The organism is Micromonospora sp. A202 (genome assembly GCF_006715105.1).
Lineage (GTDB): Bacteria > Actinomycetota > Actinomycetes > Mycobacteriales > Micromonosporaceae > Micromonospora > Micromonospora zamorensis.
In genome coordinates, this window is sequence record NZ_VFMP01000001.1 from 6836457 (window position 1) to 6851778 (window position 15322).

17 protein-coding genes are annotated in these 15322 nt (G+C 70.7%); 12 read left to right on the forward strand and 5 right to left on the reverse strand.

Features of this window, described 5'->3' with window-relative positions:
* The first annotated feature begins 61 nt into the window (after positions 1-61).
* The 7 genes from FBZ33_RS31765 (at position 62) to FBZ33_RS31795 (ending at position 4758) form a co-directional block, all read left to right on the forward strand.
* A complete protein-coding gene (locus FBZ33_RS31765) occupies positions 62-433 on the forward strand; it encodes a hypothetical protein (RefSeq protein WP_255509085.1) in 372 nt (123 codons plus the stop codon).
* Between the two features lie 142 nt (positions 434-575).
* Positions 576-1181, forward strand: coding sequence for a DUF4178 domain-containing protein (locus FBZ33_RS31770; protein WP_141912102.1), 606 nt, complete (start codon positions 576-578; stop codon positions 1179-1181).
* 92 nt (positions 1182-1273) lie between these two features.
* Positions 1274-2065 carry a hypothetical protein gene (locus FBZ33_RS31775; protein ID WP_099849656.1) on the forward strand — a complete coding sequence of 264 codons (792 nt, stop codon included), beginning with the start codon at positions 1274-1276 and terminating at the stop codon, positions 2063-2065.
* A 72-nt stretch (positions 2066-2137) separates the two neighbouring features.
* Positions 2138-2794 carry a hypothetical protein gene (locus tag FBZ33_RS31780; protein ID WP_141912104.1) on the forward strand — a complete coding sequence of 219 codons (657 nt, stop codon included), beginning with the start codon at positions 2138-2140 and terminating at the stop codon, positions 2792-2794.
* A 10-nt stretch (positions 2795-2804) separates the two neighbouring features.
* Complete coding sequence (locus FBZ33_RS31785) at positions 2805-3614, forward strand: SDR family oxidoreductase (RefSeq protein ID WP_141912106.1); 810 nt, start codon at positions 2805-2807, stop codon at positions 3612-3614.
* A gap of 169 nt (positions 3615-3783) precedes the next feature.
* A complete protein-coding gene (gene pyrE, locus FBZ33_RS31790) occupies positions 3784-4323 on the forward strand; it encodes an orotate phosphoribosyltransferase (protein WP_088950918.1) in 540 nt (179 codons plus the stop codon).
* Between the two features lie 57 nt (positions 4324-4380).
* Complete coding sequence (locus tag FBZ33_RS31795) at positions 4381-4758, forward strand: helix-turn-helix transcriptional regulator (protein ID WP_030332125.1); 378 nt, start codon at positions 4381-4383, stop codon at positions 4756-4758.
* Between the two features lie 173 nt (positions 4759-4931).
* Here FBZ33_RS31795 and FBZ33_RS31800 read toward each other — a convergent pair whose 3' ends face one another.
* Together FBZ33_RS31800 and FBZ33_RS31805 are read right to left on the reverse strand one after the other, a co-directional pair.
* On the reverse strand, positions 4932-5753 hold the full coding sequence (locus tag FBZ33_RS31800; RefSeq protein WP_088950919.1) for a DedA family protein: 822 nt from the start codon (positions 5751-5753) through the stop codon (positions 4932-4934).
* A gap of 130 nt (positions 5754-5883) precedes the next feature.
* On the reverse strand, positions 5884-7596 hold the full coding sequence (locus FBZ33_RS31805) for an LPXTG cell wall anchor domain-containing protein (RefSeq protein WP_255509086.1): 1713 nt from the start codon (positions 7594-7596) through the stop codon (positions 5884-5886).
* A gap of 26 nt (positions 7597-7622) precedes the next feature.
* Between FBZ33_RS31805 and FBZ33_RS31810 the strand changes: the two genes are divergently transcribed.
* A complete protein-coding gene (locus FBZ33_RS31810) occupies positions 7623-8102 on the forward strand; it encodes a SigE family RNA polymerase sigma factor (RefSeq protein WP_141912108.1) in 480 nt (159 codons plus the stop codon).
* A gap of 2 nt (positions 8103-8104) precedes the next feature.
* Positions 8105-9166: an LCP family protein gene (locus FBZ33_RS31815; protein WP_141912109.1), complete on the forward strand. Its 1062-nt coding sequence runs from the start codon at positions 8105-8107 to the stop codon at positions 9164-9166.
* Between the two features lie 18 nt (positions 9167-9184).
* Here FBZ33_RS31815 and FBZ33_RS31820 read toward each other — a convergent pair whose 3' ends face one another.
* Complete coding sequence (locus tag FBZ33_RS31820) at positions 9185-9397, reverse strand: hypothetical protein (protein ID WP_088950922.1); 213 nt, start codon at positions 9395-9397, stop codon at positions 9185-9187.
* Positions 9398-9520: 123 nt separating this feature from the next.
* Here FBZ33_RS31820 and FBZ33_RS31825 point away from each other — a divergent pair, with 123 nt between their 5' ends.
* Together FBZ33_RS31825 and fbaA are read left to right on the forward strand one after the other, a co-directional pair.
* Positions 9521-9904, forward strand: coding sequence for a phage holin family protein (locus FBZ33_RS31825; RefSeq protein ID WP_088950923.1), 384 nt, complete (start codon positions 9521-9523; stop codon positions 9902-9904).
* Between the two features lie 135 nt (positions 9905-10039).
* A complete protein-coding gene (fbaA, locus tag FBZ33_RS31830) occupies positions 10040-11065 on the forward strand; it encodes a class II fructose-bisphosphate aldolase (RefSeq protein WP_088950924.1) in 1026 nt (341 codons plus the stop codon).
* 52 nt (positions 11066-11117) lie between these two features.
* Here the strand turns inward: fbaA and FBZ33_RS31835 are convergent, their stop codons facing one another.
* On the reverse strand, positions 11118-12311 hold the full coding sequence (locus FBZ33_RS31835) for an LOG family protein (RefSeq protein ID WP_185755451.1): 1194 nt from the start codon (positions 12309-12311) through the stop codon (positions 11118-11120).
* Between the two features lie 248 nt (positions 12312-12559).
* Between FBZ33_RS31835 and FBZ33_RS31840 the strand changes: the two genes are divergently transcribed.
* Positions 12560-12988 (forward strand): DUF3151 domain-containing protein, encoded by a 429-nt coding sequence (locus tag FBZ33_RS31840; RefSeq protein WP_088950926.1) that lies wholly within the window; start codon positions 12560-12562, stop codon positions 12986-12988.
* A 45-nt stretch (positions 12989-13033) separates the two neighbouring features.
* On the opposite strand, the gene FBZ33_RS31845 is transcribed toward FBZ33_RS31840, so the two are convergent.
* Positions 13034-15304, reverse strand: coding sequence for a chromosome partitioning protein (locus FBZ33_RS31845; RefSeq protein ID WP_141912111.1), 2271 nt, complete (start codon positions 15302-15304; stop codon positions 13034-13036).
* Between the last annotated feature and the right edge of the window lie 18 nt (positions 15305-15322).

Sequence of the window (15322 nt, forward strand, 5' to 3'; positions counted from 1 at the left end):
AACCTCTTGACTAACGGGATGGAGTGGGTGCGAACGGGGAAAGGGTGGAGGCATGTTTGGGATGCGCAAGGCTTGGGAGCGCGAATTGGGCGCGGCCGTCGACGAGTTGGTGGCGGCTGACACGCTCGCCTTCGGTGGGGTGGGAATCGCGGGCAAGCTGTTGCCGGTGACCGAGGCGTACCACCGGGTCGAGGCCGCCATCGACGACCACCCCGAGGAGGTACGCCGGCAGCTCGACCGCGTGCTCGCCGACGGCACACCCGCCGGCCGGGCGTACGCGGCGACGCTGCTGGAGCGGATCGACCCGGCGGCGGCCCGAGCGGCCTGGACGTCGCTGCGCGACGACCCGAGCGAGTTCACCACCTTCGTCGGCTGCGTGATGGACCGCGAAACCATCGGGAACTACGCCACCCAGCGCCTCGCTGCGGCGTGAGTCATCCGCCATCCACAGCGCGAGGTGCACACCCGGCGACACCACGGGTGCCGTCGGTAGCTGAGCTGTCCGTCACGGTACGGGTCCGGATCGTGCCTGCGGTTGTTACCGTCTGCGCCGACGTACCTGGGGAGGTGGTCGGGTGAGCGGGTCAGCGGTGTACCTGGTGGTGGCCCTTGCCGTACTCGTGGCGGTCGTGGTTGTGATCATCGTGCGGGCCCGGCTGCGAGCCGCGGCCCCGCCCGACGGCACGCTGCCACCCGGCCGTGCGGCGGGGACGCCGGACGACGGACCGCTCCGCCTGACCCTGGGCGACCGGGTGCGGATCCAGGACCGGGAGTACGTGGTGAGTGGCACGGTCCGCCTGGTCGAGGGGGACTGGAGCTGGGTGCAGCACCTGCTCGACGACGACTCCGGCACCCGTCACCGGCTCTCCGTGGAGGACGGCCCGGAACTGGAGCTGGTGCTCTGGACGGCCGAGCCGGGCGCGACAGTCACCCCGGGGGCCCCGACCATCGACCTCGGCGGCCGACGGTACACGTGGGCCGAGACAGGGCAGGCCCGCTACACCGCCACCGCTGAGACCGGGCTGCCGTCGGCCGGGACGATGCGCTATCACGACTACCAGTCGGGTGGCGCCGCGCGGCTCTCCTTCGAGGCGTACGGCGAAGAGGGTTGGCGGGTCGCCCGAGGTGACCTGCTCGACCCCGCCGACCTGACGATCCGTCCCACGTCCGAGGAGCACTGAGCCGAACCGGGCGGGACGCGCGGGGTCGACACGGCATGCCGAACTGGCTTGTTGTCGATACGGTGTGGGCGCGATCTTAGGGAAGGAGAATCGTGGTCGATTCCCAGAGCACGCCGGCCCGTCAGCGGCCATCCATTGTGTCAATTTCCAGCTACCTGCTCTTCCTGTTCCTGGCGTGCCAGGTGATCAGTCTGATCATCACGCTCAGCACCATCGGTAAGACGCGCGACGCCCTTCGTGACGCGTACGCGGGCAGCAACGTCGAGAACGCCGATCAGGTGGGTGACGTCTTCTACGCCATCGGCCTCGGCAGCGCCATTCTGGTGCTGTTGCTCGCGGTCGTGCTGGGCGTTCTGGCCCTCTTCAACAACCAGGGCCGCAACGGTGCCCGGATCACCACCTGGATCGTCGGCGGCATCATGGTCTGCTGCGTGGGTGGTGGCCTGCTCAGCAACGCGGCCGGTGGTTTCACCGCCGGTGGAGAGACCGGCGCCAACGGGCCGAGCAGCGAAGAGGTCCAGCGCCGGTTGGAGGAGGCCCTGCCCTCCTGGGCCACCGCGGTGAGCCTGCTGCTCGGCGTGATCAGCCTGATCTCGCTGCTCGCGGCGCTGATCCTGCTGGCGATGCCGAAGGCGAACGCGTTCTTCCGCAAGCCGACCGCGGCGTGGGAGCCGCCGACCCCGGGCGCCAGTTACCCGCAGGCCCCGGGTCAGCCCGGTTACCCGCAGGCCCCGGGTCAGCCCGGTTACCCGCAGTCGTCCGGTGAGCCGGGCTACCCGCAGTCGAGTGGGGAGCCGAGCTACCCGCCGCCGCCGGGCACGAACCGGCCGGACGACACGCCGCCCGCGGATCGTCCGGGGTCAACCCCGCCGTCGACGAGTTGATCGACAGATAAGCACGACGCCGACGATCCCTCCGAGTAGGTTGCAACCCGACGCCTACCGGAGGGATTCGTCGTGTCGTACCCGGAATCGGCACCGGCCCGCCGGCCCGCCGTCGTCCTGATGGCTGCGGGCGTGCTGCTGGTGATGGCGGTCGCCGCGCTCGCGTACGCCGTGGTCGACCTGGTGGTGCTGGGCGGGACGGTCGACGCGTTCCGCACCGCCGCCCGGGACACCTCGGCCAGCCCGGAGCAGATCGACGACGTGGTGACCCTGCTCCGCGCGTCCGCGGTGCTGTCTGCGGTGGTGGCCGCCCTCTCCGCGCCGGTGCTCGCCGGCCTGGCCCTGGGGCTGCTGGCCGGTCGCAACGGCGTGCGGGTTGCCACCTGGGTGGTCAGTGGGCTTGGCCTGCTCGCCGGCTGTTGCAGCGTGGCGGTGCTGATCGGCGAACGAGCCGCACCACTGCAACTCGGCACCGGTGAGCAGGCTGTCGCCGAGTTGCTGGGGCTGATCGGCGACGCGTACCCGTCGTGGTGGATTCCGCTCAACGCCGGGCTTTCCGTCGCGCAGGGCCTCGGTTACCTTGTAGTAGCTACGCTGCTGGCCCTGCCGGCGGCGAACGCCTGGTTCGGTCGCCACCGCTCGACCGCGCCGACCGTCCCATCCGCACCACCGGCGTTTCCGCACGCCCCGCACCAGCCGCCGCCCGCACCCCCGTACCCGCCCAGGTGAGGACCACCCCGTGACGCTCGACCCCACGACTGCCGAGCGCCGGGCCCTGATCACCGGGGCCACCGCAGGCATCGGCGCGGCGTTCACCCGGCGGCTGGCCGCCGACGGCTGGCATCTGGTGCTGGTCGCCCGTGACGCGGCCCGGCTGACCGAGCTGGCCACCGAGTTGGATTCCACCTACGGCCGCCCCGTGGAGACGATCCCGGCGGATCTGTCCACCGACGACGGCTGCGCGGTCGTGGAGCGGCGAATCGCCGACGGCAGCCCCGTGCACCTGCTCGTCAACAACGCCGGCATCAGCCTCAACAAACCGTTCCTGCGCTCCACGGCAGAGGACGAGGCGCGGCTGTTGCGGCTCAACGTGCACGCGGTCATGCGGCTGACCCTGGCGGCGTTGCGACCGATGACCGAACGGCGGAATGGGGCAGTGATAAATGTCTCTTCGGTCGCCGGTTTCGGCACGGCGATGCCCGGCTCGACCTACTCGGCCAGCAAGGCGTGGGTCACCAACTTCAGCGAGTCCGTAGGCCTTTCGGCGCGCCCGTTCGGCGTCCGAGTGATGGCCCTCTGCCCCGGCTACACCCGCACCGAGTTCCACGAACGGGCCGGCATCAACATGTCCAAGACGCCCGAGTGGCTGTGGCTCCGCGCCGAGGATGTGGTCGACGAAGCCCTGCGTGACCTGCGCAAAGGCAAGATGGTCAGCGTCCCGGCATGGAAGTACAAGATGGTCGTCGCCGGTATGCGGCACGCCCCCCGCCGACTACTCCAGGCCGTCGCGCGGGACACCCGCGGCCGGATCGGTCGCGACGAGCACTGAGCCTCGACCGGCCCACCAGGCCCAGTAGGTCGTTGGGGCGGTGCTGGCGCGCCGCTATCGGGCCAGTTGCTGAGCGTAGTCGAACATCGCCAACCATCGGTCCCCCGCCGGGCTGATCAGGGTGGACCCCACACGCGGCGTTCAGACTTGCGCAGTAACCTCTATCGCCATGGGGGACCACGACGACCTGCGTAAATTCATTACCGACCTGGCTGTGGTCCACGGACGGGTCGTGCTCTCCTCGGGGCGCGAGGCAGACTGGTACGTGGATCTGCGGCGCGTCACGCTCCATCACCAGGCCGCTCCTCTGGTCGGCCGGGTGTTGCTCGACCTCACCGCCGACTGGGAGTACGACGCCGTCGGCGGCCTCACTCTGGGCGCGGATCCTGTCGCGCTCTCGATGCTGCATGCCGCCGCTCCGACCGGTCGGGCCCTGGACGCCTTTGTGGTGCGCAAGGCGGGCAAGGCCCACGGTCTGCAACGGCGGATCGAAGGACCGGAGGTGGCCGGCCGTCGGGTGTTGGCGGTGGAGGATACGTCCACGACAGGCGGAAGTGTGTTGACCGCTGTCGAGGCACTTCGTGAGGCCGGGGCGGAAGTTGTAGGCGTGGCGGTTATTGTTGATCGAGGCGCCGGCGACGCGGTGCGAGCCGCCGGATTGCCATACCGGGCGGCCTATACGTTGGCTGACCTCGGCCTTGTGGCGTAAAAGTTTGCCGATTCGGATCTGCTGATATGCAGGCGGATCGATGCTGCTGGTGGAAGGATGGAATACGTGGGAACTGCGTTGGCCGAAATGACTATGCCTCAGATCTCGCCGCTTAACGGCGAGCCGATCGAACGTGCCGATGCCGAGCGTCTTGCCGGGGTCCTCAAGGCCCTTGCTGATCCTGCTCGGTTGCGGCTGCTCAGCCTGATCCAGTCGGCCCCCGAGGGCGAGGCGTGCGTCTGTGACCTGACGGCGCCGCTCGGCCTCTCTCAGCCGACGGTCAGTCATCACCTGCGCATCCTCACCGAGGCTGGCTTGCTGCAGCGGGAGAAGCGCGGTGTCTGGGCGTACTACAGCCTGGTCCCGAGTGCGATCGCGACGATCGCCGACCTGCTGACCCCGCCGCGTAAGCGGGCCACCAAGAAGGCCCGCTGACGTAGGCACTGCACGCCGTCCCGCGCCGGGACGGCGTCCGGTGGCGAGCCAGGGGTGGCGCCATCGGTGAGTAACACCTGCTCGTCCCCGGCCGCACCGCCGGAGGCCGGGTCCGACATGCCGACGGCCGACCCCCGCACCAGGGGGCCGGCCGTCGTCGTCGTACCGGGACGTCAGCGGTCCTGGCCGTGCTCCGGGCGATGGCGGCCGTGCTGGTGTCCGTCGTGGTCGAACGCCTCGCGGGCTGCCTCCACCGCGCCGGCGGCGCTGGCCGCGGCAATTACCGCAACCGCCTCGCCACGCTTGCGGGCGCGCCGGTCGCGGAGGAACTCGAAGAAGATCGGCAGCACCGAGATCACGATGATCAGGGCCACCACCGGCAGGATGTAGTGGTCGATCTTGTCGCCGATGGCCTGGTAGATCTGCTCGGCCAGCAGGTAGCCGATCAGCAGGATGCCGTCCACCCAGAGCACCGCACCGACGATGTTCCAGAGCAGGAACTGCCGGGCCGGCATGCCGAGTGCACCCGCGACCGGGTTGAGGAACGTCCGGACGATCGGGATGAAGCGCGCCAGCACCACGGCCTTCGCCGGGCCGAACTTCTGGAAGTAGTACTCGGCCTTCTCGACGTACTCCTTCTTGAAGAGTCGGGAGTTCGGCCGCTCGAACATCGGCCGGCCGTACCGGGCGCCGAGCCAGTGCCCCAACTGGGCGCCGACGATCGCGCAGATCGGCCCACCGATCAGCAGGCCGGCCAGCGAGAGCCGCGTGCCGTCGCCGAAGATCGCGTCCGCCACCGGCGACGAGGCCACGCCGGCGAGGAACAGCAGCGAGTCGCCGGGGAAGAAGAAGCCCACCAGCAGGCCGGTCTCGGCGAAGAGGATCACCCACACGCCGATCAGCCCGAAGGTCTGCAACAGCTCCTTGGGGTCGAGCGGGTTCAGGGCGACGCTCTCCACGAGAGCGCGGGTCTGCTCAGCTGTGTCCACGGCCACAAAGGGTACCGAAGCCCAAGGTTCCTGCCGCGCCGGACCGGCCCGCACCACCCGCCCGCGTGGCGGGGGCCCCAACGACGACGCCCCGCCGACCGTGGTGGTCGACGGGGCACCGGTGGTGCGGGGTGGGTCAGGCGACGAAGCGGGTCCGGCGGCGCTTGGCCACCAGGTAGCCGCCGACGCCCGCGGCGAGCAGCAGCGCGCCGAGGCCGGCGATCAGCCCGGTGGACTGACCGGTGATCGGCAGCGAGCCGCCGTCATCGCCGCCGCCCTGGCCGCCGTCTCCGCCGCCGTTCACCAGGATCTGCGCGGTGTCGTTGGCCGGGTTCAAGTCCTTGATCTCGGTCTCCTCGTGCCCGGTGCGCAGCTTGACCTCACCGGCCTGGCCGCCGGCTTGGTCGATCCGCAGCTGGAACTCGTAGTCGACCTTCTCGCCCTTCTTGATCGAGCCAAGCACGAAGCACTGGTAGACCCGCCCGCCAGGCTTGCCCGACTCCCACCCGTCGTCCTCGGCGTCGAAGCAGTCTTCCGGAGCGCGGACGGCGGTTACGCCCTTCGGCAGCGTGACGGTGGTGCCGACCCAGGGCGACTCGCTGCCAGCCGTGTTGACGGCCGCCGGCCCGTTGTTGACGTAGCCGACCGTGAGCGCGACGGTGGCGCCGACGTCGCCGGTCACCTTCGCGCCGCGCGCTGCCACATCGGCCCGCTGGTTCCCGGTCACCTGAAGGTCGACCCAGGTCGAGTTGTCCAACGGATTGACGTCGGTCTGCCCGGAGCGCAGGTTCATGACCGGCTCGAGCTTCAGCTCACCCTCGGTCCCGTTCGGCCCGATCTTGGCCGGGAGTTCGGCCTCGGACCTGTACTCGTCCCAGTCGGCAGGCGTGAACCAGATGGAGAACCCGCCGAAGGTGTTCGGTGCCCAGCTGTCGGTGGGCACGGTGAACCCAAAGCTGTCGTCGAGGCGGAAGCTGTCGTTCCTGCCGATGGTCGTGTCGAAGCGGCAGGCGAACGCGAAGTCGTGCAGCGGGCCTTCGGTGTACTCGCAGTTCTCGTAGCGCTTCGACGGCTGAAAACCGTCCGCGCCGACGACGTAGAGAACCGCGTCCTTCGCCGGCACCTCGCCCCGGTTCGTCACCTGGAACGGGGCCATCAGTGTGGCACCGGGCGCGCCCTTAAGCTCCAGGGACTCGTTGGTGGTGAGGTCGACGCCCTCGCCGATTTCCACTGTCGAGTTGTAGGAGACGGATCCGGACTTGCCGTCCGGCGTGACCGTGAAACTCAGCTCGCCCTTCTGATCGGGCTTGGCGCCGGCCTTTGCGCCAACGACGAGGGAGACGAGGTTCAGGTACGAGCCGTCGTCGTCCTGGTCCTCGACCTTGCACGTCAGGATCGCACCGGACTCGGTGCAGTTCTCTCCGCTGCTCTCGACGCTGGCGAAATCGTCGATCTTGCTCCGGTCCACCTTGATCGTGTAGTCGTAGGGCTGCCGCTCCGTGGTGAGCGAGAAGAGGGTGACCCACTTCCCGGTGCCGCCGGGCGCGACGATCACGTTGTTGGCGTACAGGTCGAGATTCTCTGCCGGTGCGGCGAAGGCTGCCGGTGCGGCGGAGGCGGGGGTGGCGGAGGCGGCGACGAGCGCGCCTGCGACGCCCAGCCCGGCGAGCCAGCGCCGGGTGGAGTGCTTGAGCATGGGGTTCCCTCGTGTCGGGGGACGAAAGGTGGAGCCAGCGGATCTTAAGGAATTGCTAAGGCTGACTGCAGTCCCCAAAGCCGCCCGCTGAGCAAGACGAACCAAAAGGTTGATCAGAGTCACCGCAATGATCGGTCGGTCCGCTCCCGTCATCTATGGCAGGAGACCCGGGAGGTGCAGTGACGTACGAGGAGTTCGCGGACACGCGGCTGGCCCCGCTACTGCGGTACGCGGTGATGCTGACCGGCGATCCGCACCAGGCCCAGGATCTGGTTCAGGAAACCATGGTCCGGGTCCAGCTCAACTGGCGTCGGGTCGTCCGGGCGGACTCACCCGAGCGATACGTGCGCCGGATGCTCACCAACCAGTACGTCGACTGGCGGCGCGGCTCCTGGGTACGCCGGGTGCTGCTGCGCGGAGAGCCCGACGCGACGGTGCCGGTGACCACCGACCACGCCCAGTCCGCCGTGGACCGGGACCAGATCTGGTCCTGGCTGTCCCGGCTACCGCGTCGGCAGCGGGCCGCCCTGGTGCTGCGCTACTACGAAGACCTGCCCGACGCCGAGATCGCCGACATCCTCGGCTGTGCCGTCGGCACCGTACGTTCGTCCATCTCCCGGGCCCTCGCTACGCTCCGGGCCGAGTACGTGGAGGCGTGAACATGATTGAGGACGACCTGCGTGCCGCCTTCGCCCGGCACGAGCCACTGACACCACCGACGAGCCCGCTGCGGGTTGCGATCGACCGGCTGGCGACGCGTCGGCGGCAGCTTCGCCGACGCTGGCAGGCTGGCGGAACGGCCTTGGCCGTGCTCGGCGTACTGGGCATCGGGGTGCCTCTGTTCACCCCGGAGCGCGCCGGGCCGCCGCAGGCCGACCTGATCGGCGCGACGGCACGGCCGGTGGCGACGGGCGCGGTGAACGTTCTGCTGGTCGGCATCGACAACCGGGGGTCCGCCCCGCCGTTGGCCGACTCGGTGCTGCTGCTGCACATCCCGGCCGACCGCAGCCGCCCGTACCTGGTCTCACTGCCCCGCGACCTGCAGGTGCCGATCCCCGGCCACGGCACCGACAGGCTGAACGCGACGTTTCCGTTCGGTGCGGGCCACTCTCCACCGGATCTGACCAAGGGGTACGAGCTGACCCGGCAGACGGTGGCGAAGCTGACCGGCGTCCGCATCGACACCGGCGTGGTGTTGACGTACTCGACTCTGCGCACGCTGACCAACGAGGTTGGCGGTGTGCCGGTCTGCCTGCCCGAGCGGGTGCAGTCGGTCCACACCCGGCGGGTCTTCCCGGCCGCGTGCCAACGCCTCGACGGTGCCGCCGCCGTCGACCTGCTCCGCCAGCGGTACGGGCTGCCCGACGGCAGCCAGGGCCGGGACCGCAACGCCCGGATCTTCGCGGCCGGGCTGGTCCGTTCGGCCTCCGACCAGGGTGTGCTCACGAATCCGGTACGACTCGCCAAGCTGTTGGGCGCCGTCGGCCCGGACCTCGCCGTGTCACCGGGGCAGGCCACCATGCTGGACCTGATGCGGCTCGTCCCGACGCTGCGATCGGTGGACCCGGTCGGGCTCAGTCTGCCGGTTGGCGAGCCCGCCGGGCCCAGTCGCCTCGTGCAGGCCGACCCGAAGCTCGCCCCGGAGTTCCTGACCGCACTGCGCGAGGATCGGCTCGGCGACTGGGTGGCCCGTCACCCCGAACAGGTCAACCCCGCCCGGTGATGGCGACCTGCCGCGAGGTCAGCGGTAGTCGTCCTCGTCACCGGTGACCACCCGGGCCTGCTCCATCGCGTCCCAGTCGTCGACCTCGAGGCCGCGCTGGGGCTCGCCGTCGGCGTCGGCGGGACCGACCACCGTGGCCTGCTCGACCGCGTCGGCCGAATCGGCCTCGGGGTCGCGCTCGTCCGGGGCGAGGTGGTCGCCGGGAATGAAGTCCTCGTCGGGCTGACCCATCGTCCCTCCCGGGGTCTCGGGGCACGGTTCCCACCCACCGTACGGGTTGCGTCGACGCCGCGCCCGGAAGCGGAGTAGGCGGAATCAGCCCTCGACGACGCGACCCGATGCCAGGATGGTGCCGTGGGCTTCCTCATTCGACTGGCGATCACCGCGGTCGCTCTGTGGATAACCACCCTGATCGTGCCCGGTGTCGACGTGCACGGTCGCTCGGGTGGCAACACCGCGCTCACCCTGATCGTGGTGGCGCTGATCTTCGGCGTGATCAACGCCGTGCTGAAGCCGCTGATCAAGGTCGTCGGCTGCGTGTTCTACCTGCTGACCCTGGGCCTGTTCGCGCTCGTGGTCAACGCCCTGCTGTTCCTGCTCACCGACCGGATCGCCCGCGGGCTCGACCTGCCGTTCCAGGTGGACGGTTTCTGGGCCGCGTTCTGGGGAGCCATCGTGATGACAGTGGTCACCTGGCTGATCAGCGTCATCGTGCCGGACAACCTGGACCGCCGGTGAACAGCTGACACCCGGGTCGGTTGTTCCGGCGCACCTCACCTACGGGATACTGCCGGGCGGAGGACAGCGCGGTCCGGCGCACAAATGAACAACAGCGGCCAGCACGGCCGAGAGTGGTAAGTAAGGAGCGTCAACATGCCCATCGCTTCCCCCGAGGCTTACGCGGAGATGCTGGACCGCGCCAAGGCTGGCCGGTACGCGTACCCCGCGATCAACGTGACCTCCTCCCAGACGCTGAACGCGGCGCTCAAGGGCTTCGCCGACGCGGAGAGCGACGGCATCATCCAGGTCTCCACCGGTGGCGCCGAATACCTCTCCGGCCCGTCGATCAAGGACATGGTCACCGGCGCGGTGGCGTTCGCCGCGTACGCGCACGAGGTCGCCAAGAAGTACTCGGTGAACATCGCCCTGCACACCGACCACTGCCCGAAGGACAAGCTGGACGGGTTCGTGCGTCCGCTGATGGGCATCTCGCAGGAGCGGGTGAAGCGCGGCGAGGAGCCGCTGTACCAGTCGCACATGTGGGACGGTTCGGCCGTGCCGGTTGCGGAGAACCTGGAGATCGCCGCCCAGCTCCTCGACGAGGCCGCCAAGGCCAAGATCGTCCTTGAGATCGAGGTCGGTGTCGTCGGTGGCGAGGAGGATGGCGTCGAGAACGCCATCAACGACAAGCTCTACACCACCACCGATGACGGCCTGGCCATGGTCGAGGCGCTCGGCCTGGGCGAGAAGGGCCGCTACATGGCGGCGCTGACCTTCGGCAACGTGCACGGCGTCTACAAGCCGGGCAACGTCAAGTTGCGTCCGGAGATCCTCAAGCAGATCCAGGACGCCGTCGGCGCCAAGTACGGCAAGGACAAGCCGCTCAGCCTGGTCTTCCACGGCGGCTCGGGGTCCCTGCTGAGCGAGATCCGTGAGGCCCTGGACTACGGCGTGGTGAAGATGAACATCGACACCGACACCCAGTACGCCTTCACCCGGCCCGTCGTGGACCACATGCTGCGCAACTACGACGGTGTGCTGAAGATCGACGGCGAGGTCGGCAACAAGAAGCAGTACGACCCGCGTGCCTGGGGCAAGGCCGCCGAGGCTGGCCTGGCCGCCCGGGTCGTCGAGGCGTGCGAGCACCTTCGCTCCACCGGCACCACGATGACCAAGTAACGACGTACCACCGCCGGCCGGCTCCCCCTCGCGGGGAGCCGGCCGGCGTCGTTCAGGCGGTGAGCAGGCGAACGGCCTCGCGTACGTCGTCGGTGAGGTGGATCGTCGCCGACAGGTCACCGAACGGGGACGCGGCCAGCAGCGGACGCAACAGCGCCTCCACCGGCAACTCCACTGTCCAGTACGCGCGGTCCAGGAAGATGTACGCGCCGCTGGCCCCGTCGGTGCCGTAATAGGTCTTGGTGGCCGCCTGGAACACCTCCTGCACCGTGCCCGCCCGCCCCGGCGCGAAGACGATGCCGCCCCGGGCGAGTCGCAGGATGGTGTCCTCCCGGATCGCGTTGGAGAAGTACTTGGCGATCCGCCCGGCGAACAGGTTCGCCGGCTCGTGCCCGTACAGCCAGGTCGGGATGGCCAGCCCACCGGCTCGCGCCCAGCCCAGGTCGTCGCCACGCTGACGGGGAACGCTGGCGTACCGCTGCCGGACCGTCAACGCGGTGGCCGTGTACAGGTGGTGGTCGGTGAAGTCCGGTGCGGTGGCCAGCAGGTCGATCGCCGCCGTCACGTCGGTCGCCGGCCGGTCCGCCAGGTAGGCGCCGAGGTTCGCCGCCTCCATCACCCCGGGACCGCCGCCGGTCACCACCAGGCGGTCGGCCCGCGCCAGCTCCCAACCCAGCACTGCCGCCATCCGGTACGCGGGACTGCCGCGCCGCACCGCGTGCCCACCCATGATGCCCACCACCGACTGCGGCCCGTGCCCGGCCAGCCAGGCCCGGGTGGCGTCGGTCAACGCGTTGTCCACGCCGTGGTCGTGCAGCCGCTGACCCAGCGCCTCCTTGACGTCCGGCAGCGCGCCGCCGTGCGCCCGGTAGTGGTCGTACACCCGGGTGTCGTACATCCCGGTGAACCCACCCTCGGCGAACCCCTCGGCCAGTTCCTCCGGGGTGTAGAGGTGTGTCGGCTGGGTCGGGTACGGCAGCCCCGAGAACGGCGGCACCACGTTGGCGCCGCGTCGGACCAGGTCGGCGCCGACGTCCCGGGACGCGAAGCGGCAGCCCACGAAGAGGGTGCCGGCGACGTCGACGCCGGTCAGGTCGGGCACCGGTGCGAGGTCGAGACGCAGGCCCTGCACGGTCAGCCCGCTCAGTTGGCCGGCGGCCAGTTGGCGGTCGAACTCGTCCCGGGTCTGGATCTCGCCCGCGTGCAGGTGCGGCTCGATGACGTCCGCAGGAGGTGGGGTCGGCACCCGGCCATCCTGCCCCCGCGGCGGGTGCGGCCAAACCTCGGGCCCGGGGTGAAACGACAGGAGCCCGGTGGTCGTGGCCACCGGGCTCCTGCGTTACCGGTTCCTGGGGAGGCTCCGGACCATTAGTTGTAGTGGAAAACACCTGGCAGCGGCATAGGCCGCAGGCGTGACCAACTCCTCAGCCGTTCAGCGGAACGTGTCGGCCGACCCGCTCGCGTGTCGCCCTGTCCAGCGGGTTGAATGGGGCGATGCAGAACCTTTTGCCAGAGCCACCGGCCACCCGCCTGCCCGCGAACAACGAGGCCGACGCCGCCCTGGCTGCCGCCGAGGAGGCCGGCACCGATGAGGCGTTCGCCAGCGTGGCGGCCGGCTTTCCCACCTACAGCGCGGCCTGGGCGGAGCTCGCGGCCCGGTCCTTCGCGCAGGGCCAGGTCGTGACCGCGTACGCCTACGCGCGCACCGGCTACCACCGGGGCCTCGACCAGCTGCGCCGCAGCGGGTGGAAGGGGCACGGCCCGGTGCCGTGGTCGAACGAGCCCAACCGGGGCTTCCTCCGCTGCCTCTACGTGCTGTCCCGAGCTGCGGACGAGATCGGCGAGGCCGACGAGGCAGCCCGCTGCGCCCAGTTCCTGCGTGACTGCGACCCGGCGGCGGCGGACGCGCTCGCGAGCAACTGACCCCGATCCGACGGCCGGCCCGATGTCGGGCCGGCCGTCGGAGGCTCACAGCCCTTCGGCAACCGCGGCGGCGATCTTGAGCCAGGCGTCCCGGGTGGCCGAGGAGAGCCCGCCGTACCGGATCGGCTCACCCGTGTCGATGAGCCGCTCGTACGGGGCCAGCAGCACCGCCCGGGTGCGGGCCGCGAAGTGCTCCTGGATGGCCGGCAGGTCGATCTCCTTGCGCGACGGCGGCATCGACACCACAGTCACCGCCTGGCGGACCAGCCGTTGCCGGCCGCTCTGCTCCAGATGGTCGAGCATCCGGGCGGCCGTCTCCGCCGAGTCGTTACGGGCCGACATGGTGACCACCAACTGGTCGGTGGCGTCCATCGAGGCCTGCCAGTTCTGCGCCCGTACGTTGTTGCCGGTGTCCACGAAGATCAGTTTGTAGAATCGGCTGACCACCTCGCGGATCTCGGCGAACGCGGCCGCGGTCAACATCTCGCCGCCCGTGGCCGACTCGTCCGAGGCCAGGACGTCGAACATCCCCTCGCCCTGCGAGCGAACGTACTGCGACAGGTCGCCGACCCGTCCGTGCGCGCCCTGGAACTGCCCGAGGTCACGCAGCATGTCCCGCACAGTGCGGGAGTGGAAGTCCTGCTGGGCGCGCATCCCCAGGGTGCCCTGGGTCTCGTTGTTGTCCCACGCCAGCACGTAGCCACCGCGCTTCTGACCGAACGTCATCGCGAGCAGCAGGATGGCCACCGTCTTACCGGCACCGCCCTTCGGGTTGACCACGGTCACCTGCCGCAACCCGCCGAAGTTGCGGCGCACCATCTCGATGTCCCGCTTGAGCTCCTGCTCGTGCCGCCCGGGAGAGAGCCGGAGCAGCCCCATCTTGTTGACCACCGCGCGTACGCCCATGGTCGCCACCGGGTCGGCGGGCCGGACCTGTCGACGCTTGCTGAAGTCCTCGGCGGTCGGCACCGCCGTGGACTCCGGCGTCCAGCTCGCGTCCGGGTATCCGGTGGTCGGCACCTGGGCCACCCCCTCGGCCTCCTGGTAAGGCTGACCAGGAGGTACGCCGGGCGGGCCCTGCTGCCACGGCGGGGGGTACCAGCCAGGGGACGGCGGGAACGGCCCAGGCGGTGCGGCCTGCTGGGGAACCTGCGGCGGCAGGTTGCTGAACTGCGTCAGGTCGGGCGGAGGCGGGATCGGCGTCGGGCCGGCCTGACCGGGAATCGCCGGGTTGAACGCCTGGCCGGCCTGGCCAGACTGACCGGCCTGCCCGGGGCCGGCCTGCGGGACGCCGGAGTGCGGCTGCGGCGGGGCTGGGATCGGGGGCGTCGCGGTGGCGCCCTCGTCGTGGGTCGGTGCGGCTGCGCCGGCCGGCCGTTGCGGCGGATACGCCCACGGCGACTCGCTGGCCGGCCGTGCCGCTCCACCAGCGGGCCCGTCCTCGCCGGTCCCGCCAGCCTGCGGCGCTGGTCCGGCCGTCGCGGACTCCGGTGTCGGAGGAGCTGCCGGGGCGGGGCCCGCGGCAGTGGGCTCTGCCGCAGTGGTGCGGCCGGTGGGCTCTGCCGCAGTGGTGCGGCCGGTGGGCTCTGGCACGGTGGCGCGGCCGGTGGGCGGGGCACCTGCGGTGGGGTTGTCCAGGGTGAACGGCAGGTCCAGGTCGACACCGCCCGGGTTGACCGGCGGGGCGGGGACGGCGGCCGTACCGCGGTCACCTGGCTGCGCCTGCGTCGCGCCGGCTGCGGTGCTCGCCCTCTCGGGTCGGCTGTCCGTCGGCCCGAAGGCGGTGTTCGGTGCCGGAGGAACCCCGGTGCCGCCCGGGACGCCGTTGCTCGCCGGAGCGTTGCCCGCTGGCGGCGTGCCCATCGCTGGCGGCGTGCCCATCGCTGGCGGCGTGCCCATCGCCGGTGGACCGGGCGGCGTCGCCGCGGCGGTCGGAGCGGCCGCTGGTGGCCAACTCGGCTGCGGCGGCCCCCAGCCCGACCCTCCGCCGGCCGGGCCGCCAGCGCCCCAACCCCCGGGCGCCGGAACGGCACCGCTCAGCGACGGGTAGTCGGACGGCGAGGGTGGCGGCAGCGGGGCAGCGCCCGGCTGTCCGGGGACCGGCGGCCGGTTGATCGGCGGGGCCGCCACCGGCGGCGTAACCGGCCCGGGGGCGGCCGACGACGGCGCGCCCCGCTGCTCGGCGACCGCCGCCCAGGGCGGTACGACGGTCCCCGCGCCCCGGTCGGTCGGATCCGGTGGCCAGAGTGGTTCGATGTCCCGCTCTGGCACCGGCTGCTGGCCGTGCACCTGCGCCCGGTCGGCGTTCTCGTCCATTAGGGCCCTCCCCAGTCC

What these genes read in the sequence shown, in the direction of transcription:
- FBZ33_RS31765 (WP_255509085.1), top strand. Translation starts at nt 62, where the DNA reads ATGCGCAAGGCTTGGGAGCGCGAATTGGGCGCGGCCGTCGACGAGTTG.
- FBZ33_RS31845 (WP_141912111.1), bottom strand. Translation starts at nt 15,304, where the DNA reads ATGGACGAGAACGCCGACCGGGCGCAGGTGCACGGCCAGCAGCCGGTG.
- pyrE (WP_088950918.1), top strand. Translation starts at nt 3,784, where the DNA reads ATGGGGGACCACGACGACCTGCGTAAATTCATTACCGACCTGGCTGTG.
- FBZ33_RS31840 (WP_088950926.1), top strand. Translation starts at nt 12,560, where the DNA reads ATGCAGAACCTTTTGCCAGAGCCACCGGCCACCCGCCTGCCCGCGAAC.
- FBZ33_RS31815 (WP_141912109.1), top strand. Translation starts at nt 8,105, where the DNA reads ATGATTGAGGACGACCTGCGTGCCGCCTTCGCCCGGCACGAGCCACTG.
- FBZ33_RS31820 (WP_088950922.1), bottom strand. Translation starts at nt 9,397, where the DNA reads ATGGGTCAGCCCGACGAGGACTTCATTCCCGGCGACCACCTCGCCCCG.
- fbaA (WP_088950924.1), top strand. Translation starts at nt 10,040, where the DNA reads ATGCCCATCGCTTCCCCCGAGGCTTACGCGGAGATGCTGGACCGCGCC.
- FBZ33_RS31795 (WP_030332125.1), top strand. Translation starts at nt 4,381, where the DNA reads ATGGAATACGTGGGAACTGCGTTGGCCGAAATGACTATGCCTCAGATC.
- FBZ33_RS31805 (WP_255509086.1), bottom strand. Translation starts at nt 7,596, where the DNA reads ATGACGGGAGCGGACCGACCGATCATTGCGGTGACTCTGATCAACCTT.